Annotated in this window: 26 protein-coding genes and 2 tRNA genes; 18 read left to right on the top strand and 10 right to left on the bottom strand. The window is 59.8% G+C overall.

Translation table 11 applies throughout. The features are described from left to right. Positions 1-67 precede the first annotated feature (67 nt). A complete protein-coding gene (gene dinG / locus AB4O40_RS23730) occupies positions 68-2,212 on the bottom strand; it encodes an ATP-dependent DNA helicase DinG (protein ID WP_007992389.1) in 2,145 nt (714 codons plus the stop codon). 98 nt (positions 2,213-2,310) lie between these two features. Here dinG and AB4O40_RS23725 point away from each other — a divergent pair, with 98 nt between their 5' ends. Further along, entirely contained in the window at positions 2,311-2,775 is a 465-nt protein-coding gene (locus AB4O40_RS23725) for a CopD family protein (RefSeq protein ID WP_056720849.1), read from the top strand. Positions 2,776-2,836: 61 nt separating this feature from the next. Here AB4O40_RS23725 and AB4O40_RS23720 read toward each other — a convergent pair whose 3' ends face one another. The 4 genes from AB4O40_RS23720 to AB4O40_RS23705 all read right to left on the bottom strand — a co-directional run bounded on the left by AB4O40_RS23720 (position 2,837) and on the right by AB4O40_RS23705 (position 5,501). Next, on the bottom strand, positions 2,837-3,595 hold the full coding sequence (locus AB4O40_RS23720; protein ID WP_056720851.1) for a collagen-like triple helix repeat-containing protein: 759 nt from the start codon (positions 3,593-3,595) through the stop codon (positions 2,837-2,839). Further along, positions 3,588-3,866: a DUF1145 domain-containing protein gene (locus AB4O40_RS23715; protein WP_056720853.1), complete on the bottom strand. Its 279-nt coding sequence runs from the start codon at positions 3,864-3,866 to the stop codon at positions 3,588-3,590. Before AB4O40_RS23715 ends, AB4O40_RS23720 begins: the two co-directional genes overlap by 8 nt. A 148-nt stretch (positions 3,867-4,014) precedes the next feature. Then, entirely contained in the window at positions 4,015-4,722 is a 708-nt protein-coding gene (locus AB4O40_RS23710) for an OmpA family protein (protein WP_056720855.1), read from the bottom strand. 89 nt (positions 4,723-4,811) lie between these two features. Further along, positions 4,812-5,501 (bottom strand): OmpA family protein, encoded by a 690-nt coding sequence (locus AB4O40_RS23705; protein ID WP_056720858.1) that lies wholly within the window; start codon positions 5,499-5,501, stop codon positions 4,812-4,814. A 189-nt stretch (positions 5,502-5,690) separates the two neighbouring features. On the opposite strand from AB4O40_RS23705, the gene AB4O40_RS23700 reads away from it, so the two are divergent. The 4 genes from AB4O40_RS23700 to AB4O40_RS23685 all read left to right on the top strand — a co-directional run bounded on the left by AB4O40_RS23700 (position 5,691) and on the right by AB4O40_RS23685 (position 7,459). Then, positions 5,691-6,188 (top strand): DUF6231 family protein, encoded by a 498-nt coding sequence (locus AB4O40_RS23700; protein WP_056720861.1) that lies wholly within the window; start codon positions 5,691-5,693, stop codon positions 6,186-6,188. Between the two features lie 4 nt (positions 6,189-6,192). Next, a complete protein-coding gene (locus AB4O40_RS23695; protein WP_056720863.1) occupies positions 6,193-6,669 on the top strand; it encodes a YchJ family protein in 477 nt (158 codons plus the stop codon). 86 nt (positions 6,670-6,755) lie between these two features. Then, positions 6,756-7,250 (top strand): LEA/WHy family protein, encoded by a 495-nt coding sequence (locus AB4O40_RS23690; protein WP_056720865.1) that lies wholly within the window; start codon positions 6,756-6,758, stop codon positions 7,248-7,250. Next, positions 7,247-7,459 carry an SEC-C metal-binding domain-containing protein gene (locus AB4O40_RS23685; RefSeq protein WP_015093814.1) on the top strand — a complete coding sequence of 71 codons (213 nt, stop codon included), beginning with the start codon at positions 7,247-7,249 and terminating at the stop codon, positions 7,457-7,459. Before AB4O40_RS23690 ends, AB4O40_RS23685 begins: the two co-directional genes overlap by 4 nt. 76 nt (positions 7,460-7,535) lie before the next feature. Here AB4O40_RS23685 and AB4O40_RS23680 read toward each other — a convergent pair whose 3' ends face one another. After that, positions 7,536-8,093 (bottom strand): cysteine hydrolase family protein, encoded by a 558-nt coding sequence (locus AB4O40_RS23680; protein WP_223542155.1) that lies wholly within the window; start codon positions 8,091-8,093, stop codon positions 7,536-7,538. Between the two features lie 186 nt (positions 8,094-8,279). Between AB4O40_RS23680 and AB4O40_RS23675 the strand changes: the two genes are divergently transcribed. The 6 genes from AB4O40_RS23675 (at position 8,280) to AB4O40_RS23650 (ending at position 15,281) form a co-directional block, all read left to right on the top strand. Continuing rightward, entirely contained in the window at positions 8,280-10,730 is a 2,451-nt protein-coding gene (locus AB4O40_RS23675) for a penicillin acylase family protein (protein WP_223542156.1), read from the top strand. 353 nt (positions 10,731-11,083) lie between these two features. Further along, the gene (locus tag AB4O40_RS23670) at positions 11,084-11,866 is read left to right on the top strand and encodes a transporter substrate-binding domain-containing protein (RefSeq protein WP_056720873.1); all 783 of its coding nucleotides are present in this window, start codon (positions 11,084-11,086) and stop codon (positions 11,864-11,866) included. A 56-nt stretch (positions 11,867-11,922) separates the two neighbouring features. Next, positions 11,923-12,651 (top strand): ABC transporter permease, encoded by a 729-nt coding sequence (locus tag AB4O40_RS23665; protein ID WP_056720874.1) that lies wholly within the window; start codon positions 11,923-11,925, stop codon positions 12,649-12,651. Then, complete coding sequence (locus AB4O40_RS23660) at positions 12,648-13,358, top strand: ABC transporter permease (RefSeq protein WP_056720877.1); 711 nt, start codon at positions 12,648-12,650, stop codon at positions 13,356-13,358. The genes AB4O40_RS23665 and AB4O40_RS23660 overlap by 4 nt, the downstream gene beginning before the upstream one ends. A gap of 26 nt (positions 13,359-13,384) precedes the next feature. Next, complete coding sequence (locus AB4O40_RS23655; RefSeq protein WP_056720879.1) at positions 13,385-14,503, top strand: succinylglutamate desuccinylase/aspartoacylase family protein; 1,119 nt, start codon at positions 13,385-13,387, stop codon at positions 14,501-14,503. Positions 14,504-14,516: 13 nt separating this feature from the next. Further along, on the top strand, positions 14,517-15,281 hold the full coding sequence (locus AB4O40_RS23650; RefSeq protein ID WP_095965070.1) for an ABC transporter ATP-binding protein: 765 nt from the start codon (positions 14,517-14,519) through the stop codon (positions 15,279-15,281). Positions 15,282-15,413: 132 nt separating this feature from the next. Here the strand turns inward: AB4O40_RS23650 and AB4O40_RS23645 are convergent, their stop codons facing one another. Next, a complete protein-coding gene (locus tag AB4O40_RS23645; RefSeq protein WP_033047523.1) occupies positions 15,414-15,623 on the bottom strand; it encodes a hypothetical protein in 210 nt (69 codons plus the stop codon). Between the two features lie 107 nt (positions 15,624-15,730). Then, positions 15,731-16,297, bottom strand: coding sequence for a dCTP deaminase (gene dcd / locus AB4O40_RS23640; protein ID WP_007940589.1), 567 nt, complete (start codon positions 16,295-16,297; stop codon positions 15,731-15,733). A 353-nt stretch (positions 16,298-16,650) separates the two neighbouring features. Between dcd and AB4O40_RS23635 the strand changes: the two genes are divergently transcribed. Then, positions 16,651-16,860 carry a cold-shock protein gene (locus AB4O40_RS23635; RefSeq protein WP_002554837.1) on the top strand — a complete coding sequence of 70 codons (210 nt, stop codon included), beginning with the start codon at positions 16,651-16,653 and terminating at the stop codon, positions 16,858-16,860. Between the two features lie 159 nt (positions 16,861-17,019). Here the strand turns inward: AB4O40_RS23635 and AB4O40_RS23630 are convergent, their stop codons facing one another. Continuing rightward, complete coding sequence (locus tag AB4O40_RS23630; RefSeq protein WP_056720883.1) at positions 17,020-18,027, bottom strand: DUF481 domain-containing protein; 1,008 nt, start codon at positions 18,025-18,027, stop codon at positions 17,020-17,022. Between the two features lie 163 nt (positions 18,028-18,190). Between AB4O40_RS23630 and AB4O40_RS23625 the strand changes: the two genes are divergently transcribed. The 4 genes from AB4O40_RS23625 (at position 18,191) to AB4O40_RS23610 (ending at position 22,979) form a co-directional block, all read left to right on the top strand. Further along, entirely contained in the window at positions 18,191-18,544 is a 354-nt protein-coding gene (locus tag AB4O40_RS23625) for an MGMT family protein (protein WP_056720885.1), read from the top strand. A 44-nt stretch (positions 18,545-18,588) separates the two neighbouring features. After that, positions 18,589-20,148 (top strand): AmpG family muropeptide MFS transporter, encoded by a 1,560-nt coding sequence (locus AB4O40_RS23620; RefSeq protein ID WP_056720887.1) that lies wholly within the window; start codon positions 18,589-18,591, stop codon positions 20,146-20,148. Positions 20,149-20,290: 142 nt separating this feature from the next. Continuing rightward, a complete protein-coding gene (locus tag AB4O40_RS23615) occupies positions 20,291-22,006 on the top strand; it encodes a proline--tRNA ligase (protein WP_460057809.1) in 1,716 nt (571 codons plus the stop codon). A gap of 19 nt (positions 22,007-22,025) precedes the next feature. Further along, the gene (locus tag AB4O40_RS23610) at positions 22,026-22,979 is read left to right on the top strand and encodes a hypothetical protein (RefSeq protein WP_056720892.1); all 954 of its coding nucleotides are present in this window, start codon (positions 22,026-22,028) and stop codon (positions 22,977-22,979) included. A 92-nt stretch (positions 22,980-23,071) separates the two neighbouring features. Here the strand turns inward: AB4O40_RS23610 and dinB are convergent, their stop codons facing one another. Then, positions 23,072-24,133 (bottom strand): DNA polymerase IV, encoded by a 1,062-nt coding sequence (dinB, locus tag AB4O40_RS23605; protein WP_056720894.1) that lies wholly within the window; start codon positions 24,131-24,133, stop codon positions 23,072-23,074. Between the two features lie 300 nt (positions 24,134-24,433). Between dinB and AB4O40_RS23600 the strand changes: the two genes are divergently transcribed. Beyond that, a tRNA-Met gene (locus AB4O40_RS23600) sits at positions 24,434-24,510 on the top strand. Between the two features lie 231 nt (positions 24,511-24,741). After that, positions 24,742-24,818, top strand: a tRNA-Met gene (locus tag AB4O40_RS23595). Positions 24,819-25,085: the final 267 nt, after the last annotated feature.

Below are 25,085 nucleotides of genomic sequence, written 5' to 3'. Positions count from 1 at the left end.
ATGGGCCAGTGGAAAAGCGATGGCAGAGAGATAGACAACGCGGCGGGCAAAACTGCCCACCGGTGCTTCAGGAAATTTCTCGACGGAACGGCGGCAACGCATTGAGGATGGCTTTGCCATAGCGCTGGGTCACCAGGCGCCGGTCGAGCAAGGTGATAGTGCCGCGGTCTTCTTCGGTGCGCAGCAAGCGACCGCAGGCCTGGACCAGCTTCAGCGAGGCATCCGGCACGGAGATTTCCATGAACGGATTGCCGCCCCGGGCTTCGATCCACTCGGCCAGCGCTGCTTCGACCGGATCATCGGGTACCGAGAATGGAATCTTGGCAATGACCACGTGCTCGCAATAGGCACCGGGCAAGTCGACCCCTTCGGCGAAGCTCGCCAGGCCGAACAACACGCTGGAATCCCCACCATCGACCCGCGCCTTGTGCTTGTTGAGGGTTTCCTGTTTCGACAGGTTGCCCTGGATGAACACTTGCTTGCGCCAGTCGCGGTCGAGGCCGTCGAACACGTCCTGCATCTGTTTACGCGAGGAAAACAGCACCAGCGTGCCCCGCGAGCCTTCGACCAATTCAGGCAGGTCACGAATGATCGCGGCGGTATGCGCCGCTGCATCACGGGGATCGGCGTTCAGGTTCGGCACCCGTAGCACACCGGCGTCAGCGTGATGGAAGGGGCTTGGCACCACGGCCGTCACGGCTTTTTTCGGCAGGCCGGCGCGCATGCGGAAGCGGTCGAAGGTGCCGAGGGCCGTCAGGGTCGCCGACGTCACCAGGCAGCCATACGCCACGTTCCACAGGTTGCGGCGAAGCATTTCCGCCGCGAGGATGGGGCTTGCGTTGACCTCGATGTCGAACAGCGAACCGCTTTCGGCCAGGGTCAGCCAGCGGGCCATCGGCGGGTTGTCTTCCGGGTCCTCGACGGTGAAGGCAGTCCACAATTCCCAGTTGCCGGAAGAACGCGACAACAGACTACCGAATAGCGGATACCACTCCTCGGCCTGGTTGCTGGCGATGCCAATGTTGACCTCGCCATCCATGCCTTCTTTGAGCAACTCGGTCAGGCGGGTGAACAGATCGGTCAGCCGCGCGAAACCCTTCTTCAGTTCGATGCCCATTTCACGCATGTGCTCGGGGATCACCCCGCCGACGAATCGGTGACGCGGGCGCTCGCGGCCTTCGACGTCTTCGCCGGGCTTGAAGTCGGCGATCTGCTCGCAGGCGGTGAACATGAACTGCTGCTGGGTCTTGATCTCCCGCGCCAGCTCCGGCACCTGCTCGATCAACTTGCCCAGGTCCCCCGGCAGCGGGTGCTGGGCCAGAAGCTTGGTGAGGTTCTTGGCGGTGGTCTCCAGCCAGTCGGCGGTGGAGCGCAGGCGCGTGTAATGGGCGAAGTGGCCGATGGCCTTGTCCGGCAGGTGATGGCCTTCGTCGAACACGTAGATGGTGTCGCGCGGGTCCGGCAGCACGGCACCGCCGCCCAGGGCGAGGTCGGCCAGCACCATGTCGTGGTTGGTGACGATCACGTCGACCTTGCCCATGCCTTCGCGGGCCTTGTAGAAGGCGCACTGGCCGAAGTTCGGGCAATGACGGTTGGTGCACTGGCTGTGGTCGGTGGTCAGGCGCGCCCAGTCGGCGTCTTCCAGGGCGGTGGACCAACTGTCGCGGTCGCCGTCCCACTTATTGCCGGCGAGTTTCTCGATCATGCTGGTGAACAGCTTCTGGCTGGCCTCGTCGACCTCGATCTTGAAGCCTTCTTCTTCGAACAACTGAGCAGTGGCGGTCTGCGCGTGGCCTTCCTGGAGCAACATGTCGAGCTTGGACAGGCACATGTAGCGCCCGCGCCCCTTGGCCAGGGCGAAGCTGAAGTTCAGCCCGCTGTTGCGCATCAGGTCAGGCAAGTCCTTGTAGACGATCTGCTCCTGCAGGGCCACGGTGGCCGTGGCGATCACCAGGCGCTTGCCGGCGGCCTTCGCCGTGGGAATCGCCGCCAGGCTGTAGGCCACGGTCTTGCCGGTACCGGTGCCAGCTTCCACCGCGACAATCGCGGGGTCGCCACTGCGCCGGCCTTCGTCGTCGGTGTCGATATCACCCAGGACCTTGGCGACTTCGGCGATCATCAGGCGTTGGCCATAACGCGGCTTGAGGCTCTTGGCTTCGAGAAAACGCGAGTAGGCGCCCTGGATCGTGGTTTTGAGTTCAGTGCTGATCATGGATTGTCGGGCGCAAAAACGCTGGATAAATTTTCAGTGGTTCGGTTTGGTCGCTATCATACCCCGCTAATGAATCCCGCGCAGAACGGAGTAACCCAATGACACCTTTTAGCCTCATTTATAGCCTGCATGTACTGGCCGCCCTGGTCTGGGTCGGCGGCATGTTTTTCGCCTGGATGGTCCTGCGCCCCGCCGCGGTGACGGCACTGGAAGGCCCTGCCCGGCTGAAGCTGTGGGTAGAAGTGTTTCAAGGATTTTTCCGCTGGGTCTGGGTGGCGGTGGTGCTGTTGCCGGTCAGCGGCGTGGGCATGCTGCACATGCACTTCGGTGGCTTTGAAACTGCGCCACGTTATGTGCAGGTGATGATGGGCTTGTATGTGGTGATGACCGCGCTGTTTATCCGGATTCAGGCGTTGATGCTGCCGGAGCTGCGCACTGCCGTGGCCGAGCAGGATTGGCCCGTTGGTGCAGCGGTGCTGGGGCGGATCCGCAAGTTGGTGGGGATCAATCTGTTGGTGGGATTGGCCTTGGTAGCGATTGCTGCGGCTCGGCCGATGTTCTGAATCTGCCGGACGGGTGTGGCAGGGGGGGATTGCCCTCTCGCCACAGAGGGCCTGGTAAGTTTTACAAGCGCTGAACCGTCACCGAACCCGCAGCCCCTTCCGGCCCGGGCTGCCCGTCAGCCCCGGGTTTACCGCTCTTGCCGCCATCGGCCTTGTAGATCAGGCAACCCTTGGCCTTGCCACCCGCCCCCGGTTTGCCGCCAGGGCCGGCCAGGCCACCGGCACCGCCCGCCACCTGAACCTTGATCCGGTCCGCCGGGAAGTCGTGCGGCACTGCCAGCTTGACCAGCGCCCCCGGTGCTCCCGGCTGGCCATTGCTACCATCACTGCCATCGGCACCGCGCCCCGCCTGCCCCCAGGTGCAGCCCGGTTCCTGGCCGTTGGCCCCGTCAAGGCCAATGAACCCCGGTGCGCCCGCACCACCGCGAGCATCAACGTTCAATTGCGCTGCGTTCAGTGTCTTGATCTGCAAATCAAGGCTGCGTCCGGATCGAGCGGCCTTCTGGTAAGTCCCGGGTGAGCCACGGGAGGTGATCTGGCTGCCTTCGGACAAATCAGCGCGACGAACCTTCAGCGCCAGCGCCTGTTCCCCCGGCACGATGGCAATGCGCGCTTCACGCCCCAGATGCAATTCACCCACGGTGACTTCCGTGACGTTCGAAGGAATCAGCAAGGTGCCGTAATCGGCCACCACCAGGCGTTCCAGTTGCAGGGTGCTGGCGGTGTTGGGCAAGCGCATCAGCGAGTTGGTTTCGACACTCACCACCTGTGCGCTGGCCAATGGGCTGATGAGTGCGACGAGCAGACAGAGTTTACGCATGGGAAGCCTTCGAAGCGCTGGGAGCTGGAATGGTTTGCAGGTGGAATACGCCGAAAATGACGATCTTCAGGCGGTCAAGCCAGGGATGGGCGCGACCTCGAAGGCTGCGATAGCACAGCAACGCTTCCAGAAGATGGATGAACCCCAACAGGCCGCCGGCCAGGTTGACCAACGGGTGCAGCGGAAAGACAAACGGTGTGAGCAGATTGACCAGCACTACCGCCCAGAACAGCAAGGTCAGTAACCGCCCCAGTCCCCATATGACGTTCATACGCGCCCCCGATGAGAATTATTGTTTGCGCGCACAGTAACGGCTTCCACGCGGGATAAGCCAGAGGGCAACGGAAAAATCTTCATGAAGGCCGCCAAACGGCCGTCGTAGCGATCATACCCGTCGCCCGACGGCTCTATCTCTTGGCTCAGCGGTTTATATGCAGTTCCACGCGACGGTTTTTCGCACGACCTTCTTCGGTTTCGTTGCTGGCAATCGGTTGGCTCTCACCCCGGCCTTCGCTGGTGACTTTGTTCGGCGCCACGCCCTGGCTCAACAGGTATTCCGCCACGCTGCTGGCACGCCGCTCCGACAAGGCCTGGTTATAGGCATCCGAACCGACGCTGTCGGTATGGCCGACCACCTTGATGCTGACCACATCGGCATCCTCGAACTTGCTCATCAACGCATCCAGTTGACTCTTCGCTGTCGGGGTCAGCTCGGATTGATTGAAGACAAACAGTACATCGCTCAGAGTAATGACTTCGGATTGCGCAGGCTCGACCTGGACGCTGTCCGGGTATTGCGGCACCGGGCAGCCCCGATGGTCGACCGGGGTATTGGCAGGGGTATCAGCGCAACGGTCGCGTCGGTCGAAAACGCCGTCTCCATCTTCGTCGCCATCCTGGGCATAGCAGATCAAGCCGCCGGACAAGATACCCAGCGCTGCCCCGCCCGCGGCCCAGGCACCACTCTCGATTGCGCCCAGACCACCACCGACCAGGCCGCCGATGAGGCTGCAAATTGGCCAGGTGCGTTGATTGAGGGGGGCAGTGCCATCGCTGTGGGTCGCGCAGCCGGTCAAGAGGCTGCCAAGTAGCAGAACCGGCAAGACGGTCCTTGTGAGAACGATCATATTGAAAGCTCCTGTGTCCGGCCAATACCGGTTACACAGGAGTAAAGACCCGCATCCGCGACTGCACAAGGCGCGGATGCGAGGGGGACTTAACGCTGGATTTTGATTTCGGTACGACGGTTCTGTGCACGACCGTCAGCGGTTTTGTTGTCAGCAACCGGCTGGCTTTCACCGGCACCGACAACCGACACGAAGTTGCTGCGAGGTACGCCTTGCTCGATGAGGTATTCAACCACCGAGTGGGCGCGTTTTTCCGACAGTTTCTGGTTGTAGGTGTCACTGCCCACGCTGTCGGTATGGCCGGTCACGGTCAGTTGAGCGGTAGGGGCTTCGGCTTTCAGGCGAGTGGCAATCTTGTCGAGTACCTGTTTGTCGGACGAGGTAAGCGTGGCTTTGTCAAACTGGAAGTGAACATCGCGGATGACGATGGTTTCTTCCTGAACCACAACCGCTTCTTCGACCACAGGCGCTGGTGGTGGGCAACCGTTGGCATCGACCTGAACGCCTTTTGGCGTGCCTGGGCACTTGTCGCGACTATCCGGTACGCCATCGCCGTCTTCATCGCCATCACCGTGCACCCAGCAATAAGCCGCTGCCGTACCGCCGACGAGCAGAGCACCATACCCTGCCCATGCCGAGCTTTCGGTCGCACCGATGCCCGCCCCCACGACACCACCAACTGCCGCACAGGTCGGCCAGTCGGTTTTCTGCAAACCTGCGCAACCAGTCAAGACACTGGTTAGCAGAACCAAGGGTAATGCTGTCCGAACTATGCTCATCTAGTTTTCTCCTGAGGGATCGGCTTAGAACCGATTCAGGTAGTAAAGACCCGAGTTTTAAACTCCGCCAGCAATAGGCCATGCTGTTTATTCGCGTATTAACGGCAGGTTGGCGCTTTTGTCGCCAGGGTGCTCTAGGCCCGAACGTTAGGGCAGGCTAGTCTTGGCAGATCTGATTGAGGATCTTCGATGACTGCAGGTATTTCTTCACGCACGCCACAACAGGCACTGGCCGCGTTACTTGACCGATATGCCCCCGCACGCCTGTTGTTGATCGGCGCCAGCGAATTCCCGGCACTGGAGGCTTTCAAACTCGCTCACCCGGATAGCTGTGTCGCTTCCGCGGCCCCCGGGCCACTGCCGGCCGAGCTGGCGGCCCGCCGTTTCGACCTGGCCCTGGTAGTCGATTGCCTGGAGCATTTGCCCAAGCGCGACGGCCTGAACCTGCTGGGCGGCATCCGCAACCTCAACGCCAGCCGCATCGCAGTACTGGTGGACCTGCCGGCCTGTGGCTGGCAGGAAACGGACTTTTTCTCCCTGGCCCTGCAAGCCAGCGAACGCTTCCAACGGGACGAACAGGTGCTGACCCTGTTCACCTACGATCTGCTTGAATACAAACAAGTCCCCGACTGGCTCAACTCGCGCTTCTGGGCCAATCCGGAAAACTTCGGGAAATACTGGTGGTAATGCAATGAGTACATCCATTTGCCCATGCGGCAGCGGCACCCTGCTCGACGCCTGCTGCGGTCACTATCATGCCGGACACCCGGCACCGTGCGCAGAAGCATTGATGCGCTCGCGCTACAGCGCCTATGTGCTGGGGTTGGTCGACTATCTGGTAGCCACCACCCTGCCCGCCCAACAGGCCGGCCTGGACCGTCAATCGATCAGCGACTGGAGTGCGCAAAGCACATGGCTGGGCCTTGAGGTCGAAAGCTCCGAAGTGCTGGGCGGCCAGCCTGAACACGCGTTCGTGACCTTCACCGCGCGCTGGCACGACAGTAATGGCGAGCACAGTCATCGAGAGCGCTCATCGTTCGTACAGAACACCGGGCGCTGGTATTTCATCGACCCCACCGTGCAACTCAAACTCGGGCGCAATGACCCCTGCCCGTGCACGAGTGGGCAGAAGTTCAAGAAGTGTTGTGCGGGGTATTTCAGCAGCTAGGACAAGCAATGACTGTCCACCGCGCAAGAGCGGCCGAAGGCTGCGATCTTTTGGGTCTAGACTGGGCTCAAGGGAGAAACACCACGATGATCATCCGCCGCGGCGCACGCTGTCTGCTTACGCTGTTCCTGACACTGGGACTCGGCGGCTGTGCATCGTGGTTCGCCGACGACTTGCCGGACCCCGAGGTCCATCTGGTGAAGATCGAGGTGGTCAGCGCCAAAATGCTGGAACAGAAATTCCTCCTGCATTTTCGCATCGACAACCCCAACGACAGCGACCTGACGGTGCGCAGCCTGGAGTACCGCGTTCATCTGGGTGACATACTGCTGGCCGATGGCGAGTACGAACACTGGTTCACCATCAGCCCCAGGCACAGCGCTTACTTCAAGGTGCCGATCCGCACCAACCTGTGGTCCAAGGTCCGTGAAATGGCCAAACTGCTGAAAAAATCCGATCAGCCTATTCCCTATCGTCTGGAAGGTGAACTGGAAACCGGTATATTCATCGCCCACTACGTGCACCTGGCGCGCAATGGCGTGATAATCGCCGCCGATTTAATTCCGGAGCAACACCGATGACCCAGCAACCCCATGTCCACGGCCCTGACTGCAACCACGATCATGATCATGACCATCACCACCATGATCACGACCACGGCCATGTCCACGGTCCGAACTGCGGCCACGCTCACCAGGAACCGGTGCGCAACGCATTGAAAGACGTCGGCCGCAACGATCCGTGCCCATGCGGCAACGGCAAGAAATTCAAGAAGTGCCACGGCGCTTGATGCTTCTGGCGAAGACTTGCTTCGCCTGTTGAATTGCCATCCTCTCCTGTGGGAGCGAGCTTGCTCCTACAGGTGCTTAGTCGGCTGACAGAATCTGTGCACTGCTGACCACCGTCGCATACTCACCGTGCAAATTCCCCAGCGACATCCCATGCACCTCTTCGGCGCTATGGGCATGGCCGAAGAAATCAGCCTTGTCGAAGGTAAAGCACGCATCCTCGGCCACCCAAGTATCAAACCCCAGGTTGCCCGCGGTACGCGCCGTGGACTCCACCGAGTTGTGGGTTGCGACACCGACGATGATCAACTGCCCGATCCCCGCCTCGCGCAACTGCGCCTCCAGCCCGGTCGAACAGAACGCATCCGGCACCTGCTTCTGGATCAAGCGTTCACCGGCCATTGGCTCGAACCGTTGCTGAAACTCCACCCCCGACTGCAGTGGCCAGAATACCGAGTCCTCCGAGCGGGACAGGTGTTGCACATGGATCACCGGCCGGGCGGTACGCCGCCAATGGCCGAGCATTTCCAGCATGCGCGCTTCGGCCTCCGGATTATTCCTGCGACCGAGCCTTGGATGCAGGATGCCTTTTTGTTGATCGATGATGACCAGTGCCGCGTTTGCCTTGAGCTCCATGCCGACTGTCTTCCTGGATTGTTGAGCGTGTCGCACTTCAATATCACCAGTTACGGCTGGCAAGCCACTGTTGAGGCTGCGATCTTTGACAAATCCTGAAATAACCTCTTACCCCGCTTGCGCGGCCATCGCCTGCTCACTAACGTAGCGCCTTTATTGCGCTACCACCCCCGCAGGAGCTTTGCCATGGCCTCGCCAGCCCTTACTCATTTTCTACCCCGGTTCGGCGTTGCCGCAGCAGTGGCCGGTGTGTTGAGCCTGACCGGTTGTCAGAACTTCAACGCCCAGGACACCCTCCCGCCAACCTCCGGCGTACAACCACTCAAAGGCCTGGCGCAGAGCGTTTCGGTGCGTCGCAATGCCATGGGCATGCCGCTGATCGAAAGCAACAGCTTCCACGACGCGCTGTTCACTCTCGGTTACGTGCATGCCAGCGACCGCATCACCCAGATGGTCACCCTGCGCCTGCTGGCCCAGGGCCGTTTGGCCGAGATGCACGGCGCCGACCTGCTGGATGCCGACCGCTACATGCGGGCGGTCAACCTGAAGAAAAGTGCTGGCGAGCTGTACAAGGCTTCTTCGCCGCGCCTCAAGCGTTTCTTCGAAGTCTATGCGCGCGGGGTCAACGCCTACCTGTTCCGCTACCGCGACAAACTGCCGGCGGATCTGGCGGCCACCGGCTACAAGCCTGAATACTGGCAGCCGGAGGATTCGGCGCTGATTTTCTGCCTGCTGAACTTCAGCCAGTCGACCAACCTGCCGGAAGAAGTTTCCTCGCTGGTACTGGCCCAGACCGTCACCACCGACAAACTGGCGTGGCTGACGCCGTCGGCTCCCGACGAAAAACTGCCGGTCGCCGAAAGCGAAAAATTGCAAGGCCTCAAGCTCAACGGGCAAGTACCGGGGCTGGCTGAACTCAGCAAAGCCACCGGACAACTATCGGACCTCAACCTGCTAGGCGCCACCTCGTCGAACAACTGGGCCATCGCCGCGCAACGCAGTCGCAGCGGCAAGAGCCTGCTGGCCAGTGACACTCACGGCCCGCTGGGCGTGCCTTCGCTGTTCAGTTACGTGCAGATTCGCGCGCCGAAGTATCAGGCGTCCGGCGTGACCATCGCGGGGCTGCCGATGGTGCTTGGCGGTTTCAACGGCAAAGTGGCGTGGAGCATGACGTCCGTGATGGGCGACAACCAGGACCTGTTCCTGGAGAAAATCAAGCGCCTGGGCAACGGGCTTACCTACGAAAACGCCGGGAAATGGCAGCCGGCGATCGTGCGCAACGAAACCTATTTCGTCAAAGGCCAGCGGTCGATTCGTGAAGCGGTGTACGAAACCCGCCATGGCCCTCTGCTCAACAGCGCCCAGGGCACCACGCTGGCCAATGGTTTCGGCCTGGCCTTGCAGACGCCGAACTTCACCGACGACAGAACCCTGGACGCGCTCTTCGACCTGTCCCGCGCCCAGAGTGTCGAGAAAGCCTCGGATGCCAGCCGCGAAATCCGCGCCATTGCGCTGAACCTGGTGTTCGCCGACGCCAGTCACATCGGCTGGCAAGTCACTGGCCGTTACCCGAACCGCCGCGAAGGCGAAGGCCTGCTGCCTTCGCCGGGCTGGGAAGGACGATACGATTGGGACGGTTATGCCGACCCGATGCTGCACCCGTACGACCAGGACCCGGCCCAGGGCTGGCTCGGCACCGCCAATCAGCGAGTCATTCCCCATGGCTACGGCATGCAGTTGTCCAATTCCTGGGCCGCTCCGGAGCGCGGCGAGCGCCTGGCCGAACTGGCCGGCGCCGGCAAGCACGACAGCCGCAGCCTGATCGCCATGCAATACGACCAGACCACTACCTTCGCTGCCAAGCTGAAGAAAATGTTCGAAGCGCCGGGCATGGCCCAGCCGCTCAAACAAGCCATGGACGCCTTGCCGCCGGCCGATCGCACCAAGGCACATGAAGCCTACAGCCGCTTGATGGCGTTCGATGGCAAGCTCAGCCCGAGCTCCACCGATGCGGCGATCTACGAATTGTTCCTGCAGGAAAGCACGCGGCAGATCTTCCTCGACGAACTGGGCCCGGAAACCAGCTCGGCGTGGAAAGCCTTTGTCGCCGACGGCAAGTTGTCCTTCGCGGCCCAGGCCGATCACTTGCTCGGGCGTGAGGACAGCCCGTTCTGGGATGACGTGCGCACCGCGCAGAAAGAAGACAAGCCGGCGATCCTCGCTCGCAGCCTCGCCGCCGCGATCAGCACAGGCGACAGCCAGTTGGGCGGTGATCACAGAGCCTGGCAGTGGGGCAAACTGCATCGCTATGAATGGAAAAACAGCAGCGGCCAGACCGTACGCGGACCGCTGCCGGCCGGTGGCGATCACACCACGCTCAACACCGCCGCCTTCGCCTGGGGGCAGGACTTCAACACCACGCTGGCGCCAGCCATGCGCTTTATCGTCGACTTCGGCCAGTCCGAACCGCTGATGGCGCAGAACGGCACCGGTCAGTCCGGCAACCCGGCCAGCCCGAACTACCTCAACAGCATCGAGCCGTGGCTCAAGGGCCAGTACATGAGCCTGCCGATGCAGCCGCAGAACTTCGACAACGCCTACGGCAAGGCGCGATTGACGCTGACCCCAGGAAAGTAACCGCGCCCTTTAGTTGTGCGAGCTTGCTCGCGATAGCGGTCTGACATTCACATTGAGGTTGAATGTCAGACCGCTATCGCCGTTGCGCTGACGCGAGGATGAGTCGTGTCACCCGGTGGAGAGCCTGGTGCCCCTGCTCAGTCAAACCGTTTTTTGTGGCGAGATGATTTGGTGCACCCATTTCCCTGCGCCCGTTTTCGTGCATAAATCTGTCTCCGGCCATTTCCAAGCACCTTTTAAAACGCTTGTTCGGCACTCTGGTTCGGAAATTGCTACTTTCAACAGGTCTTACGCTTTCCAGTAACAATAATTCTGCGCCACAAGCGCTCATATTGGTTTTTAGGGATTGAATAATGAAAAAAGCATTGCTGACCCTTTCTGCACTGGCGTTGTGCATGGCTGCCGGCTCCGCCATGGCGAAGGAGTACAAAGAACTGCGTTTCGGCGTTGACCCTTCCTACGCACCGTTCGAATCGAAAGCGGCCGATGGCAGCCTGGTAGGCTTTGACATTGATCTGGGCAACGCGATCTGCGCCGAGCTGAAGGTCAAGTGCAAATGGGTCGAAAGTGACTTCGACGGTATGATCCCGGGCCTGAAAGCCAATAAATTCGACGGTGTGATCTCGTCGATGACCGTTACCGAAGCCCGTGAAAAAGTCATCGACTTCTCCAGCGAACTGTTCTCCGGCCCAACCGCCTACGTGTCCAAGAAAGGTTCTGGCGTGACCGAAGACGTCGCCTCGCTCAAGGGCAAGACCGTCGGCTACGAACAAGGCACCATTCAGGAAGCCTATGCCAAAGCCGTTCTGGACAAGGCCGGCGTGAAAACCCAGGCCTACGCCAATCAGGACCAGGTCTACGCCGACTTGACTTCCGGTCGTCTCGACGCAGGGATTCAGGACATGTTGCAAGCCGAACTGGGCTTCCTGAAGTCGCCACAGGGTGCCGACTACGACGTCAGCAAGCCGGTCGACAACGCTTTGCTGCCAGCCAAAACGGCCATCGGCATTAAGAAAGGTAACACCGAGCTGAAAGCACTTTTGGATAAAGGTATCAAAGCGTTACACGATGATGGCACCTACGCCACCATTCAGAAGAAACACTTTGGCGATCTGAATCTGTACAGCGGCAAATAATGCCCGGCGCCCATCTTTCGATGGGCGCTTTTTTCATCCGATCAGGTTGCTGATTTATGTTCGAAAACCTATTAGAAAATCTGGGGCTCTCTGCCTTCAGCCTCAAGGGCTTCGGTCCGCTGCTGATGCAAGGCACCTGGATGACGATCAAGTTGTCGGCGTTGTCACTGTTGGTAGCCGTGTTGCTCGGGCTGATCGGCGCCAGTGCCAAGCTGTCAAAAGTCAAACTGATGCGCGTGCCTGCCCAACTCTACACCACACTCATTCGCGGCGTTCCGGACCTGGTCCTGATGCTGTTGATCTTCTACAGCCTGCAAACCTGGCTGACCTCTTTTACCGATTACATGGAATGGGAATACATCGAGATCAACCCGTTCAGTGCCGGGGTCATCACCCTGGGCTTCATCTATGGTGCGTATTTCACTGAAACCTTCCGTGGCGCGATTCTCGCCGTCCCACGGGGTCAGGTCGAAGCGGCCACCGCCTATGGCCTCAAGCGCGGCCAGCGTTTCTGGATCGTGGTGTTCCCGCAGATGATGCGTTATGCCCTGCCGGGTATCGGCAATAACTGGATGGTGATGCTCAAGGCCACGGCCCTGGTGTCGATCATCGGCCTCGCCGATCTGGTCAAGGCTGCCCAGGACGCCGGTAAAAGCACCTATCAGCTGTTTTACTTCCTGGTGCTTGCCGCGCTGATCTACCTGCTGATCACCAGCGCATCCAACTTCATTCTGCGCTGGCTCGAACGTCGTTACTCCGCCGGTACCCGGGAGGCCGTACGATGATCGAACTTCTGCAGGAATACTGGAAACCCTTCCTCTATAGCGACGGCAACAACATCACCGGCCTGGCCATGACGATGTGGCTGCTCAGCGCTTCGATCTTCTTCGGTTTTATCGTGTCGATCCCGCTGTCCATCGCCCGTGTATCGCCGCGCATCTACATCCGTTGGCCGGTGCAGTTCTATACCTACCTGTTCCGCGGCACGCCGCTCTATATCCAGTTGCTGATCTGCTACACGGGGATCTACAGCCTGGCCGCCATTCGGGCCCAGCCCGTACTGGACGCATTCTTTCGCGATGCGATGAACTGCACGATCCTGGCCTTCGCCCTGAATACCTGCGCCTACACCACGGAGATTTTCGCCGGGGCCATTCGCAGCATGAACCACGGCGAAGTCGAAGCGGCCAAGGCTTACGGCCTGACCGGCTGGAAGCTGTATGCCTACGTGATCATGCCGTCGGCCTTGCGTCGCTCGTTGCCGTACTACAGCAACGAAGTGATCCTGATGCTGCACTCGACCACCGTGGCCTTCACCGCGACCATCCCGGACATCCTGAAAGTCGCGCGGGACGCCAACTCGGCGACTTTCCTGACCTTCCAGTCGTTCGGCATCGCCGCGCTGATCTACCTGACCGTCACTTTTGCGCTGGTCGGCCTGTTCCGCCTTGCCGAACGCCGATGGCTGGCCTTCCTCGGGCCGACCCACTAGGACTCAACCAGTTTCAGGAAAAACAGATGCGCCACCAGAAACATGACCTGCTGGCCCCGCTGCCCGGGACCGCACGACAAATCCACAGTTTTCACTTCGGCCCCCAACCGGCCAACGGCAAGATCTACATCCAGGCCTCCCTGCACGCCGACGAAATGCCCGGCATGCTGGTGGCCTGGCACCTCAAGCAACGCCTGGCGGAACTGGAAGCCGCCGGTCGCCTGCGCAGCGAAATCGTGCTGGTGCCCATCGCCAACCCGGTGGGCCTGGAACAGGTACTGATGGATGTGCCGCTGGGTCGCTACGAACTGGAAAGCGGCCAGAACTTCAACCGCTGGTTCGTCGACCTCAGTGAGGAAGTCGGCAACGCGATCGAAGGCAAGCTCAGTGACGATCCGCAGCACAACCTGCAACTGATCCGCAGCAACCTGCGCGATGCGCTGGCCCGGCAGACCGCCGGCACCCAATTGCAATCCCAGCGCCTGACCCTGCAACGACTGGCCTGCGACGCCGACATGGTGCTCGACCTGCATTGCGATTTCGAAGCGGTCGCTCACCTCTACACCACGCCGGATGCCTGGCCGCGGGTCGAGCCGCTGGCCCGCTATATCGGCGCCCAAGCCAGCCTGCTGGCAACCGATTCCGGTGGTCAGTCGTTCGACGAATGCTTCACCCTGCTCTGGTGGCAGTTGAAGGAACGCTTCGGCGAGCACTTCGACATTCCGCCGGGCAGCTTTTCAGTGACCGTCGAACTGCGCGGCCAGGGCGACGTCAATCACCCGTTGGCCAGCCGCGATTGCCAGGCACTGATCGACTACCTGATCCATTTCGGCGCGATCGCCGGCGAAACCGCGCCCCTGCCCGACCTGCCCTACCCGGCGACACCGCTGGCCGGCGTAGAACCGGTGGCCACACCGGTGGGCGGCCTGCTGGTGTTCAGCGCGCTACCGGGCCAGTACCTGGAAGCCGGGCAACTGATCGCCGAGATCATTGATCCGGTCAACGATCTGGTCACTCCCGTTCATTGCGCCACAGCCGGGCTGATGTATGCCCGTTCGCTGCGCCGCATGGCCACTGCCGGCATGGTGATCGCCCATGTCGCGGGCACCGAAGCCTATCGCAGCGGCTATCTACTTTCGCCTTGAGGATGCACGCCCCATGTACAAACTGACCATCGAAGGCCTGCATAAAAGCTACGGCGATCATGAAGTCCTCAAAGGTGTTTCGCTCAAGGCCAAGACCGGCGACGTCATCAGCCTGATCGGCGCCAGCGGCTCGGGTAAAAGTACCTTTCTACGCTGCATCAACTTCCTGGAACAACCCAACGACGGCGCCATGAGCCTCGACGGGCAGAACATCCGCATGATCAAGGATCGCCACGGCATGCACGTGGCCGACGCCGATGAGCTGCAGCGGATTCGCACCCGCCTGGCCATGGTGTTCCAGCATTTCAACCTGTGGAGCCACATGACGGTGCTGGAAAACATCACCATGGCGCCGCGCCGGGTGCTGGGCTGCGACAGGAAAGAAGCCGAGGATCGCGCCCGGCGCTACCTCGACAAGGTGGGGCTGGCTTCCCGTGTGGCTGACCAATACCCGGCCTTCCTGTCCGGCGGTCAGCAACAACGGGTAGCGATTGCCCGCGCACTGGCCATGGAGCCCGAGGTCATGTTGTTCGACGAGCCGACTTCGGCGCTGGACCCGGAACTGGTAGGTGAAGTGCTCAAGGTGATCCAGGGCCTGGCCGAAGAAGGCCGGACCATGATCATGGTGACCCACGAAATGAGCTTCGCCCGCAAAGTGTCGAGCCAGGTCTTGTTTCTGCACCAGGGCCTGGTGGAGGAAGAAGGCGCGCCGGAAGACGTGCTGGGCAATCCGAAAAGCGAGCGGTTGAAGCAGTTCCTCAGCGGCAACCTGAAGTAACGACTACAGCAAAACCTGTGGGAGCGAGCCTGCTCGCGATAGCGCCGGTACAGCCAGCATTGAAGTTGACTGATCGACCGCTATCGCGAGCAGGCTCGCTCCCACATTTTTTTGATCTGTAATAACTGAGAATCAGGCGACAGGTGCAGGCGGCGGCTCATCCGGCAGCGTAGGCTCACCCGGTTCGTTAGGCTGCTCATTCGGGGTATCAGGATCAGGCTGGCCGGGAATACCCCCTGCCATGCTGACGGGCGGGTGCGCCAACAAGGACCAGGCCAGAACGCCAACCTGATTGGGTTCAAGCCTTGCCAGTTCGGCACTGATTCGCGGATCGATCTTCATTCGGCACTCCTGAGCGATGGCCCGACCCGCCTTGCGCGGATCGGAACAGTACACCCCATAGAGTGTACGCCCGCTCAGGAATTCCCGACATTTGTCAGACGGTTGACTCAGGTGCGCGGCAGGGTCACGCCACGCTGGCCCTGATACTTGCCGCCACGGTCCTTGTAGGACACTTCACACTCTTCGTCAGACTCAAGGAACAGCATCTGCGCCACGCCTTCGTTCGCGTAGATTTTCGCCGGCAGATTGGTGGTGTTGGAGAACTCCAGGGTCACATGGCCTTCCCACTCAGGCTCGAGCGGCGTGACGTTGACGATAATGCCGCAGCGCGCGTAGGTGCTTTTACCCAGGCAAATGGTCAAAACGTTGCGCGGAATGCGGAAATATTCGACGGTGCTGGCCAGGGCGAACGAGTTCGGCGGAATGATGCACACGTCGCTATGGATATCGACGAAGCTGCCGGCGTCGAAGTTCTTCGGGTCGACGATGGCCGAATTGATGTTGGTGAACACCTTGAAATGATTGGTGCAACGCACATCGTAGCCGTAGCTCGACACGCCGTAGGAGATCACACGGCTATCGTCGCTGCCGCGCATCTGGCGCTCGACGAAAGGCTCGATCATGCCGTGTTCCTGCGCCATGCGGCGAATCCACTTGTCCGATTTGATGCTCATGGCGGGTGTCCTGAATAGCGAGGTCGAAAAATTCTGTCCGGCATCTTACCGGGCGCGCCGCCGGGTTCAAAGTCCGCGGTGCAATTCTCGCCGAACAGGCAGGAATTACGGGCTCTGGCGACGAACCGTCACACCGCCGATCCTTAAAACAGAGAAACCTGTGCAAGAAGCATTGGCACGTCCCGGAAAAAGGGTTAAGGTGGCGTCACTGTGCTGCTTGTGTCACTGAGAATCTCTACACGATATGTTGAATTTCGATCCAACCATCTACAAGAATTTTTCCTGCTCTTTGCACTCAGTCTCGGCCAGGGTTCTTCCTGAGTCGCAGTTATCTTTGTTCAAGGAGTTACACCATGTCTAATCGCCAAACCGGTACCGTTAAGTGGTTCAACGATGAAAAAGGCTTCGGCTTCATCACTCCACAATCCGGTGACGACCTGTTCGTTCACTTCAAAGCTATCCAATCCGACGGCTTCAAAAGCCTGAAAGAAGGCCAACAGGTTTCTTTCATCGCTACCCGCGGTCAGAAAGGCATGCAAGCTGAAGAAGTTCAAGTTATCTAACTTGTACTTGCTTTAGTAAAAAGCCCCGCCCTCAACAGCGGGGCTTTTTTGTGCCTATGTGTTTTTCATAGGTAAAAAACATCGCAGCCTGCGGCAGCTCCTACAGGGTGAACATAACTCCCCTGTAGGAGCTGCCGCAGGCTGCGATCTTTTAGCGTCCTACCAGGTCACGCCAAACCCTGCGGTGTAGCGTGTCTTGTCCAGATCCGAATCGTCGGTGCCGCTGATGATGTCGCGTTCCGCCTTCAGGTTCAGCGAAGCCCAGTCAGTCACCTTGTAGCGCAACCCCATCTCGGCATCGAGTGCGTAGTCGGCTACATCCGACAGCGGTTTGCCAACCTCGCCATTGGTAAAGAACTCGACACGCTTGCCAACCAGATAGCGGTTGTAGTCCCACGTCATGGCCAGGGCGTAGAAATTTTCATTGCTGCCATCGGAAAATTCATAATCCGTGCGGTTGACCAGCGAGCCCAGGGAGAATGCTCCGAGTTCGTTATCCCAGAACTGATAGCCGGGACCGGTACCGACCGTGCGCTGCCGGGAAAGATCCTCGACCTTGTCGCGCTTGTAGACCAGACGTCCCTGCCAGAACCATTGCTCGGTCAGGAATCGGTCGATGGAGTACTCGGCCCGCCAGTTGTCCGTGGTCACCACGTCGTCCTGGAACTCACGGTTGTATTCACCTTCAGCGGTGTGCCGCCAGCGACCGTGTCGCGCACTGGTCTTGAAATCGATGTCGTAGTCATCGGTGTCGTTTTCCGCCCGTTGATAATCCAGCGCGACATCGACGTTGCCTTTCCACACCAGATCCTCGACCACCGGTTTTGGCTTGAGAATCTGCTGAATGCTTGCCAGTTCGACCGTCTTTGGTGTCTCGCCGTTGGCCAGCGTGACCTTGCCGGCGTCCGCCGCTATCAGCGACTTGGCCTTCTCGCCAGTGTAGGCATCCTGCTTGACCAGCAACTCCTGATCGCTGTCCAGGGTCTTGACCTGTTTCCAGTCGATCGTCACCGCACCGGCGTACTCGGTCTGGATCAGCAGCTTGCCGCCATCGAACAGCGTGATCTTGCCGCTCAGCTTGTCACCGTTCTTCAACCACACGGTATCGGCGAGCAAGGGAGAGGATGCGCCAAGGACGGCGAGACACAGCAGGGATCTGGACAACATAAACAAAATACAGGCTCAGGCTTGCGAGAAAAGTCGGCATTATCCGTAGGAACAAGGCCATGACAAGGACTGACCCGACTATTTCTGTTGAGTTCATTTCTCAACTTCCTGCGCAGGAATTACTCTACAGAGGGTAAAGCAATCTCCCCGAGGACTGACGGACGTGACCGATCCAACCGAAGACCCCGAGAGTGCAGCGCAAATCCGACGCACGGCGCTGTATCTGACACTGGCCCAAGTACCCAAGGGCAAAGTCGTCAGCTATGGCCAACTGGCCGAGCTTGCAGGACTGGGTCGCGCCGCCCGCTGGGTCGGTCGCACCCTCAGTCAACTGCCCGGCGACAGCAAGCTGCCCTGGCACCGTGTTCTCGGTGCAAACGGGCGTATCAGCCTGCCGGCGGGCAGTCCTTCGGGTGATGAGCAGCGCGCACGATTACGCATGGAGGGCATCAGTATCCAGAACAATCGTGTTGATATTCAGCGCCATGGCTGGCGTCCGGTAGAGCACAGCGGTTAGAGTGCGCGCTTTGTTTCCGTATTTCTTGAGGCAGACTCCAGCCCATGCCCCGTAAAACCTGGCGCGCCGCGCTCGCCGCTTATGCCAGCCCCTCGACACTCGTGCTGTTGCTGCTTGGTTTCGCCGCCGGCTTGCCCTACATGCTGGTGTTTTCGACACTTTCAGTCTGGCTGCGTGAAGCTGGCGTGGCGCGTGAAACCATTGGCTATGCAAGCCTGATCGGCCTGGCGTATGCCTTCAAATGGGTCTGGTCACCCCTGCTCGACCAATGGCGACTGCCATTGCTCGGCAAACTCGGTCGACGACGATCCTGGCTCGTGCTGTCTCAGGCACTGGTCATCCTCGGCCTGATCGGGATGGGTTTCTGCGACCCGCAAAAGCATTTGTCGTGGCTGATCGCCATTGCCGTCGTCGTCGCTTTCGCATCAGCGACCCAGGACATCGCGGTCGACGCCTACCGCCTGGAAATCGCCGAAGACAACCGCCAGGCCGCACTCGCCGCCAGCTACATGTCCGGTTACCGGGTCGCTGCGCTGCTGGCTACCGCAGGCGCGCTCTACTTCGCCGAAGGCTTTGGCTCCACCGGCTTCAACTACAAGCACTCGGCCTGGGCCGGCACTTACATCCTGTTCGGTGCCCTGATGGTTCCGGCACTGCTGACCAGCCTGTTCATGCGCGAACCGCCGGTGCCATTGCGCACACAACTGCAGGCCGGTCGTTACAGCTTCGCGCATCAATTGGCATCGGTCTTTGTGCTGATCGTGCTGCTGGTTTCGGTGCCAGCCATGTTCACCCAGCTCTACAACACCGACTTCGCCAGCGTGTTGTTCCAGGGCGTGAGCCTGCTCGACCTGTTGCTGGAGGACCGCGCCTTCCTGCGCGCAATCCTCTACACCACCCTCACCGCCCTGTGCCTCTCGGCCATGGGCCGTCGTGGCCTGGCGCCTGTGTTGACACCGGTCAACGACTTCATCCTGCGATACCGCTGGCAAGCGCTGCTGCTGCTCGGCTTGATCGCCACCTATCGGATGTCCGATACGGTCATGGGCGTGATGGCCAACGTGTTCTACATCGACCAGGGCTTCACCAAGGACCAGATCGCCAGCGTCAGTAAAATTTTCGGCTTGATCATGACTCTGGTCGGCGCCGGCATGGGCGGCCTGTTGATCGTGCGTTTCGGCATCCTGCCGATCCTGTTCATCGGCGGTGTCGCATCCGCGGCGACCAACATCCTGTTCCTGATGCTCGCCGACATGGGCCCCAACCTGAACATGCTGGTGCTGACCATCTCCCTGGACAACTTCAGCTCGGGCCTGGCGACCTCGGCGTTCGTCGCCTACCTGTCGAGCCTGACCAACCTCAAGTTCTCCGCCACCCAATACGCCCTGCTCAGCTCGATCATGCTGTTGCTGCCACGCCTGATCGGCGGCTACTCCGGAGTCATGGTGGAAAAATTCGGTTACCACAACTTCTTCCTGATCACCGCCCTGCTAGGCGTCCCGACCCTGCTGTTGATCGCCTTGCACTGGTTCCAGGAGAACCGCCGTGAAGGCCCGACACCGACGCCGGAACCGATGCAGACCCCGGTCGCCGAAGAGTCGTAGCCCCTTACGCAGGAAAAATCGCGGAGGGCCGAGTGAATCGCGCCCTCCTGCCACACCGCCGACCGCACGCCTGTACGCCAGCGGATCTCGCCCGTACAATGCTCCGTCATTTCTCGTCATCAGCAATCGATAACGGCCAACCATGCGCACCAGTCAATTTTTGCTCGCCACACAGAAAGAAACGCCTTCCGATGCGGTCGTGATCAGCCATCAGCTGATGCTGCGCGCCGGCATGATCCGCAAACTTGCCTCGGGCCTGTACACCTGGCTGCCGATGGGCTTGCGGGTAATGCGCAAGGTCGAAGCCGTCGTTCGTGAAGAAATGAACGCCGCCGGCTCTCTCGAAGTGTTGATGCCGAGCACTCAACCGGCTGAGCTGTGGCAGGAATCCGGGCGCTGGGAAGAGTACGGCCCTGAATTGCTGCGCTTCAAGGATCGCCATGGTCGCGACTTCTGCGCCGGTCCCACCCACGAAGAAGTCATCACCGATCTGATGCGTAACGAATTGAGCAGCTACAAGCAGCTGCCGATCAACCTGTACCAGATCCAGACCAAATTCCGTGACGAAATCCGCCCACGCTTCGGCTTGATGCGCGGTCGCGAATTCATCATGAAGGACGCCTACTCGTTCCACGCCGACCAGCCTTCGCTGCAGGTCACCTATGACCGCATGCACCAGGCCTACTGCAACGTGTTCACCCGTCTGGGCCTGAAGTTCCGCCCTGTAGAAGCCGACAACGGCTCCATTGGCGGTGCCGGCTCCCACGAATTCCACGTACTGGCCGAGTCCGGTGAAGACGACATCGTGTTCAGCAACGGTTCTGACTACGCGGCGAACATCGAGAAAGCCGAAGCCGTGCCTCGCGAAACTTCCCGCGCCGCACCGAGCGAAGAACTGCGCCTGGTCGACACTCCGAACGCCAAGACCATTGCGCAACTGGTCGAAGGCTTCAACCTGCCGATCGAGAAAACCATCAAGACCCTCGTGGTGCACGCAGAAGAGAAAGGCAAGCTGATTGCCCTGATCATCCGTGGCGACCATGAGCTGAACGAAATCAAGGCCGGCAACCAGCCAGGCGTTGCCAGCCCGCTGGTCATGGCTTCGGAAAGCGAACTGCGCGACGCCATTGGCGCCGGTGCCGGTTCCCTCGGCCCGTTGAACCTGCCGCTGCCGATCATCATCGACCGTTCGGTCGAGCTGATGAGCGACTTCGGCATCGGTGCCAACATCGATGACAAACACTACTTCGGCGTGAACTGGGAGCGCGACCTGCCTGTTCCGACCGTTGCCGACCTGCGCAACGTCGTGGCCGGCGACCCGAGCCCGGACGGCAAGGGCACCCTGGAGATCAAGCGCGGCATCGAAGTCGGGCACATCTTCCAGCTGGGCAACAAGTACAGCAAAGCGATGAAATGCGAAGTGCTGGGCGAGAACGGCAAGCCGGTCACCCTGGAAATGGGCTGCTACGGTATCGGCGTGTCCCGCGTGGTGGCGGCTGCCATCGAGCAGAACAACGACGAAAAAGGGATCATCTGGAGCGACACCCTCGCACCATTCCAGATTGCCCTGGTGCCGCTGCGCTACGAGACCGAGCAAGTTCGCGAAGCCACCGACAAGCTGTACGCGGAACTGACCGCTGCCGGCTTCGAAGTGCTGCTGGATGACCGCGACAAGAAAACCAGCCCGGGCATCAAGTTCGCAGACATGGAACTGATCGGCATTCCACACCGGATCGTGGTCAGCGACCGCGGCCTGGCCGAAGGCAACCTGGAATACAAGGGCCGTACCGAGGCCGAGGCACAAGCGCTGCCGGTCGCCGACGTGCTGTCCTTCCTTCAGGCCCGCATCCGCCGCTGATAGCAGATATAGAGACGTCATGTTCAAGCGAAACACCTTAGGCCTCGGTGGCGCCGCCTTGTGCGGCGCCCTGCTGGTCAGCGGCTGTGCCAATCACATGTCACAACGCAGCGAGCACGAGGAACGGGTCGAGCGCAAATTGCTCGATCACAGCCTGCAGATCGATGTCGGTGAGCCCAAGGTGCTTGAGCTTCCGCAACGGCGGGTGAAAATCCACGAGCAGAAGACTTTCGAAGTCACCGAGTACGAAGTCACGCGTCACTACGACCGCTACACGCCGTACCAACCCTGGCGGGAGATTTACGAAATCCCGCTGGGCGCGGTGGCCGTGGTGGCGGGTGTCGGTGCCAACGTGGTCAACGTATTCGCCCTCGGCAATCTGCCGGACAGCGTGACCAAGGACTGGCTGAGCTACGGTTTTGCCGGGCTCAACCCGTTCATGAACGTACAGTCCCACGGTCGCGCGCAGCAGAACCTGGCCGGTATTGATGAAGTCCAGCGCGACAAACGCACGGAGTATTCAAGCCTGCCCTGGAGCGAGCGCCCGGTAGAGGTCAAGGCCGGCAAGGAAACGTTCGAACTGACCACCGACAAAAACGGCGTGTTGCGCCTGAACCTGTTGGACAACCCGTTCGCCGAACATGACATCAATCATCTGAGCCGGCTGCTGATCCGTGTCGAGGATGCCCAGGACGACGTACACACTGACTCCTCGCTAGCCGTCAGCAGCACCTTGCGCAGCAAGCTCTATGAGGCCCACGGACTGATTTATGACGATCTCGAAGGCGACGAAGTCAATCAGTGGGTCCACCGGGTCAAGCGCCTGTCGGAACTGGGTCTTGAAGAAGAAGCCAGCGAACTGGAACAGAGCCTGATCGAACTGACGCGCAATGATCCAGAATTGCAGGCCGAATTCCTCAAGTCACTGGCCCGCAATGGCGAGCGACTGGTGGCGAATCCGGGGCTGAACTAAACGCCAAAAAAGATCGCAGCCTGCGGCAGCTCCTACAACAGATCGCGTTCTTCTGTAGGAGCTGCCGCAGGCTGCGATCTTTTTTTCAGAATTTACCGCTCAAACAACTCCATCTGCTCGAACCCGCCCCGCAAGTCCTCCAGCCGCACGCCGACACCCAACAACCGCACCGGTTTACCACCGCGATTGAAGGCCTGAGTCAGCATTAACTGATAACTGCCCAGATCCCGCCCTGCCCCGGCCTGCTCCAATGTCGTCTGGGTGAAGTCGTGAAACTTCACTTTGACGAATGGCTTGCCCGGACGATAGCTGCTGTCGATTCGCGCCATGCGACCCGCCAGGGTCTCCAGCAGTTCGGGCAACTTGTCCAGGCAACTCTTCAGGTCCGGCAGGTCAACGTCGTAGGTATTTTCAACACTGATCGACTGACGACGACTATCGTTGTGTACCACACGGTCATCGATCCCACGGGCCAGGCTCCAGAGTCGCTCGCCAAAGCTGCCGAATTCACGCACCAGCGCCAACTTGTCCCACTCGCGCAATTGCAGGCAATCGATGATCCCCAGCTTGCCGAGCTTGTCGGCGGTGACTTTGCCGACACCGTGCAACTTGTTCACGGGTAAACCGCTGACAAAGTCCTCGACCTGATCCGGGGTGATGACAAACAGGCCGTTGGGCTTTTTCCAGTCACTGGCGATCTTGGCCAGAAACTTGTTCGGCGCCACACCCGCCGACACGGTGATATGCAACTGGTTGGAAACCCGGCGCCGGATGTCCTGGGCGATTCGCGTCGCACTGCCTGCGAAATGCGCGCTGTCCGACACATCGAGGTACGCCTCATCAAGCGAGAGCGGCTCGATGATCTCGGTGTAATCGCGAAAAATCGTGTGGATTTCCCTGGACGCTTCTCTATAGGCATCCATGCGTGGCTTGACGATGGTCAGGTCCGGGCACAGCTTCAAGGCATGCCCGGAGGACATCGCCGAACGCACCCCGTACGCTCGCGCCTCATAATTGCAGGTGGCGATCACCCCGCGCCGGTCCGCCGACCCGCCCACCGCCAGTGGTTTACCGGCGAGGCGTGGGTCGTCGCGCATTTCGATGGCTGCATAGAAGCAGTCACAATCGACGTGGATGATCTTGCGTTGAGTCATAGCAAAGCCGTGTTCATGGCAAAGAAAAGGCGTCATGGCGTGCCGGATAAACAGTATCTCACCGACACCTGTATATAGCACCAGTAGTCTGAATGTTCTTTTCCATTCGTAGGAAGAGTCGATTGTGAATTTATTTTTTCAATCGAAAAATTACTTTCAATAGACGCGCAGGCCTTGTCCTGCCTGCCTCACAGACCTGTCGATCGCCCCTTTTGAATGCTAACCGATTGAACAGGAAGAGGTTTTATCGGAATTGGAGGTTGACACCCGAGCGCATCTCTATAGAATGAGCCACACAGACGCGGGATGGAGCAGTCTGGTAGCTCGTCGGGCTCATAACCCGAAGGTCGTCGGTTCAAATCCGGCTCCCGCAACCAAACATCAAGAAAGGCTACTCGAAAGAGTGGCCTTTTTTGTGCGCGCTCGCTTTGTAGCGCCGAATGCAGGAACAAGGCCTGGGGCTCAACGGGACCGAAACCGGAAATCGTTCTGATTCCGAAACTTAGGCCATCCCTGCGACCGTTTGCCGCGATTCAACGTTTATTTGACCTGCTTCAGGATTAACGGTTGACACCCCGGCGTATCTCTATAGAATGCCGCCACACAGACGCGGGATGGAGCAGTCTGGTAGCTCGTCGGGCTCATAACCCGAAGGTCGTCGGTTCAAATCCGGCTCCCGCAACCAAACATCAAAAAAGGCTACTCGAAAGAGTGGCCTTTTTTGTATCTGTTGAAAAAGTCCTTTCGCAACAATGACCTGTCACTGTGTAGCAAGCCGTTTTGGAAGCCCCCATGCGCCGGGTTCGAACTATGCTCTATCGCAGGCTGAAGCCTTCACGACTGATGACGCGCCGTCCCCGCTTCCGGTGATAGGCGTTAATATTTGTGATTATTTTTTTCTACAGGGATTGGTAACTTGGCTGGATACCTCCATCCTGTCGCGCACAATCCA

The organism is Pseudomonas sp. S2_F07, from assembly GCF_054668325.1.
Note: the sequence above shows the minus strand (reverse complement) of the source record. Positions and strands in the feature narration are given on the sequence as shown.

Excerpts from the sequence above, each read along its gene's own strand:
- dinG (WP_007992389.1), bottom strand. The coding sequence starts at position 2,212 with ATGATCAGCACTGAACTCAAAACCACGATCCAGGGCGCCTACTCGCGT.
- AB4O40_RS23725 (WP_056720849.1), top strand. The coding sequence starts at position 2,311 with ATGACACCTTTTAGCCTCATTTATAGCCTGCATGTACTGGCCGCCCTG.
- AB4O40_RS23720 (WP_056720851.1), bottom strand. The coding sequence starts at position 3,595 with ATGCGTAAACTCTGTCTGCTCGTCGCACTCATCAGCCCATTGGCCAGC.
- AB4O40_RS23715 (WP_056720853.1), bottom strand. The coding sequence starts at position 3,866 with ATGAACGTCATATGGGGACTGGGGCGGTTACTGACCTTGCTGTTCTGG.
- AB4O40_RS23710 (WP_056720855.1), bottom strand. The coding sequence starts at position 4,722 with ATGATCGTTCTCACAAGGACCGTCTTGCCGGTTCTGCTACTTGGCAGC.
- AB4O40_RS23705 (WP_056720858.1), bottom strand. The coding sequence starts at position 5,501 with ATGAGCATAGTTCGGACAGCATTACCCTTGGTTCTGCTAACCAGTGTC.
- AB4O40_RS23700 (WP_056720861.1), top strand. The coding sequence starts at position 5,691 with ATGACTGCAGGTATTTCTTCACGCACGCCACAACAGGCACTGGCCGCG.
- AB4O40_RS23695 (WP_056720863.1), top strand. The coding sequence starts at position 6,193 with ATGAGTACATCCATTTGCCCATGCGGCAGCGGCACCCTGCTCGACGCC.
- AB4O40_RS23690 (WP_056720865.1), top strand. The coding sequence starts at position 6,756 with ATGATCATCCGCCGCGGCGCACGCTGTCTGCTTACGCTGTTCCTGACA.
- AB4O40_RS23685 (WP_015093814.1), top strand. The coding sequence starts at position 7,247 with ATGACCCAGCAACCCCATGTCCACGGCCCTGACTGCAACCACGATCAT.
- AB4O40_RS23680 (WP_223542155.1), bottom strand. The coding sequence starts at position 8,093 with ATGGAGCTCAAGGCAAACGCGGCACTGGTCATCATCGATCAACAAAAA.
- AB4O40_RS23675 (WP_223542156.1), top strand. The coding sequence starts at position 8,280 with ATGGCCTCGCCAGCCCTTACTCATTTTCTACCCCGGTTCGGCGTTGCC.
- AB4O40_RS23670 (WP_056720873.1), top strand. The coding sequence starts at position 11,084 with ATGAAAAAAGCATTGCTGACCCTTTCTGCACTGGCGTTGTGCATGGCT.
- AB4O40_RS23665 (WP_056720874.1), top strand. The coding sequence starts at position 11,923 with ATGTTCGAAAACCTATTAGAAAATCTGGGGCTCTCTGCCTTCAGCCTC.
- AB4O40_RS23660 (WP_056720877.1), top strand. The coding sequence starts at position 12,648 with ATGATCGAACTTCTGCAGGAATACTGGAAACCCTTCCTCTATAGCGAC.
- AB4O40_RS23655 (WP_056720879.1), top strand. The coding sequence starts at position 13,385 with ATGCGCCACCAGAAACATGACCTGCTGGCCCCGCTGCCCGGGACCGCA.
- AB4O40_RS23650 (WP_095965070.1), top strand. The coding sequence starts at position 14,517 with ATGTACAAACTGACCATCGAAGGCCTGCATAAAAGCTACGGCGATCAT.
- AB4O40_RS23645 (WP_033047523.1), bottom strand. The coding sequence starts at position 15,623 with ATGAAGATCGATCCGCGAATCAGTGCCGAACTGGCAAGGCTTGAACCC.
- dcd (WP_007940589.1), bottom strand. The coding sequence starts at position 16,297 with ATGAGCATCAAATCGGACAAGTGGATTCGCCGCATGGCGCAGGAACAC.
- AB4O40_RS23635 (WP_002554837.1), top strand. The coding sequence starts at position 16,651 with ATGTCTAATCGCCAAACCGGTACCGTTAAGTGGTTCAACGATGAAAAA.
- AB4O40_RS23630 (WP_056720883.1), bottom strand. The coding sequence starts at position 18,027 with ATGTTGTCCAGATCCCTGCTGTGTCTCGCCGTCCTTGGCGCATCCTCT.
- AB4O40_RS23620 (WP_056720887.1), top strand. The coding sequence starts at position 18,589 with ATGCCCCGTAAAACCTGGCGCGCCGCGCTCGCCGCTTATGCCAGCCCC.
- AB4O40_RS23615 (WP_460057809.1), top strand. The coding sequence starts at position 20,291 with ATGCGCACCAGTCAATTTTTGCTCGCCACACAGAAAGAAACGCCTTCC.
- AB4O40_RS23610 (WP_056720892.1), top strand. The coding sequence starts at position 22,026 with ATGTTCAAGCGAAACACCTTAGGCCTCGGTGGCGCCGCCTTGTGCGGC.
- dinB (WP_056720894.1), bottom strand. The coding sequence starts at position 24,133 with ATGACTCAACGCAAGATCATCCACGTCGATTGTGACTGCTTCTATGCA.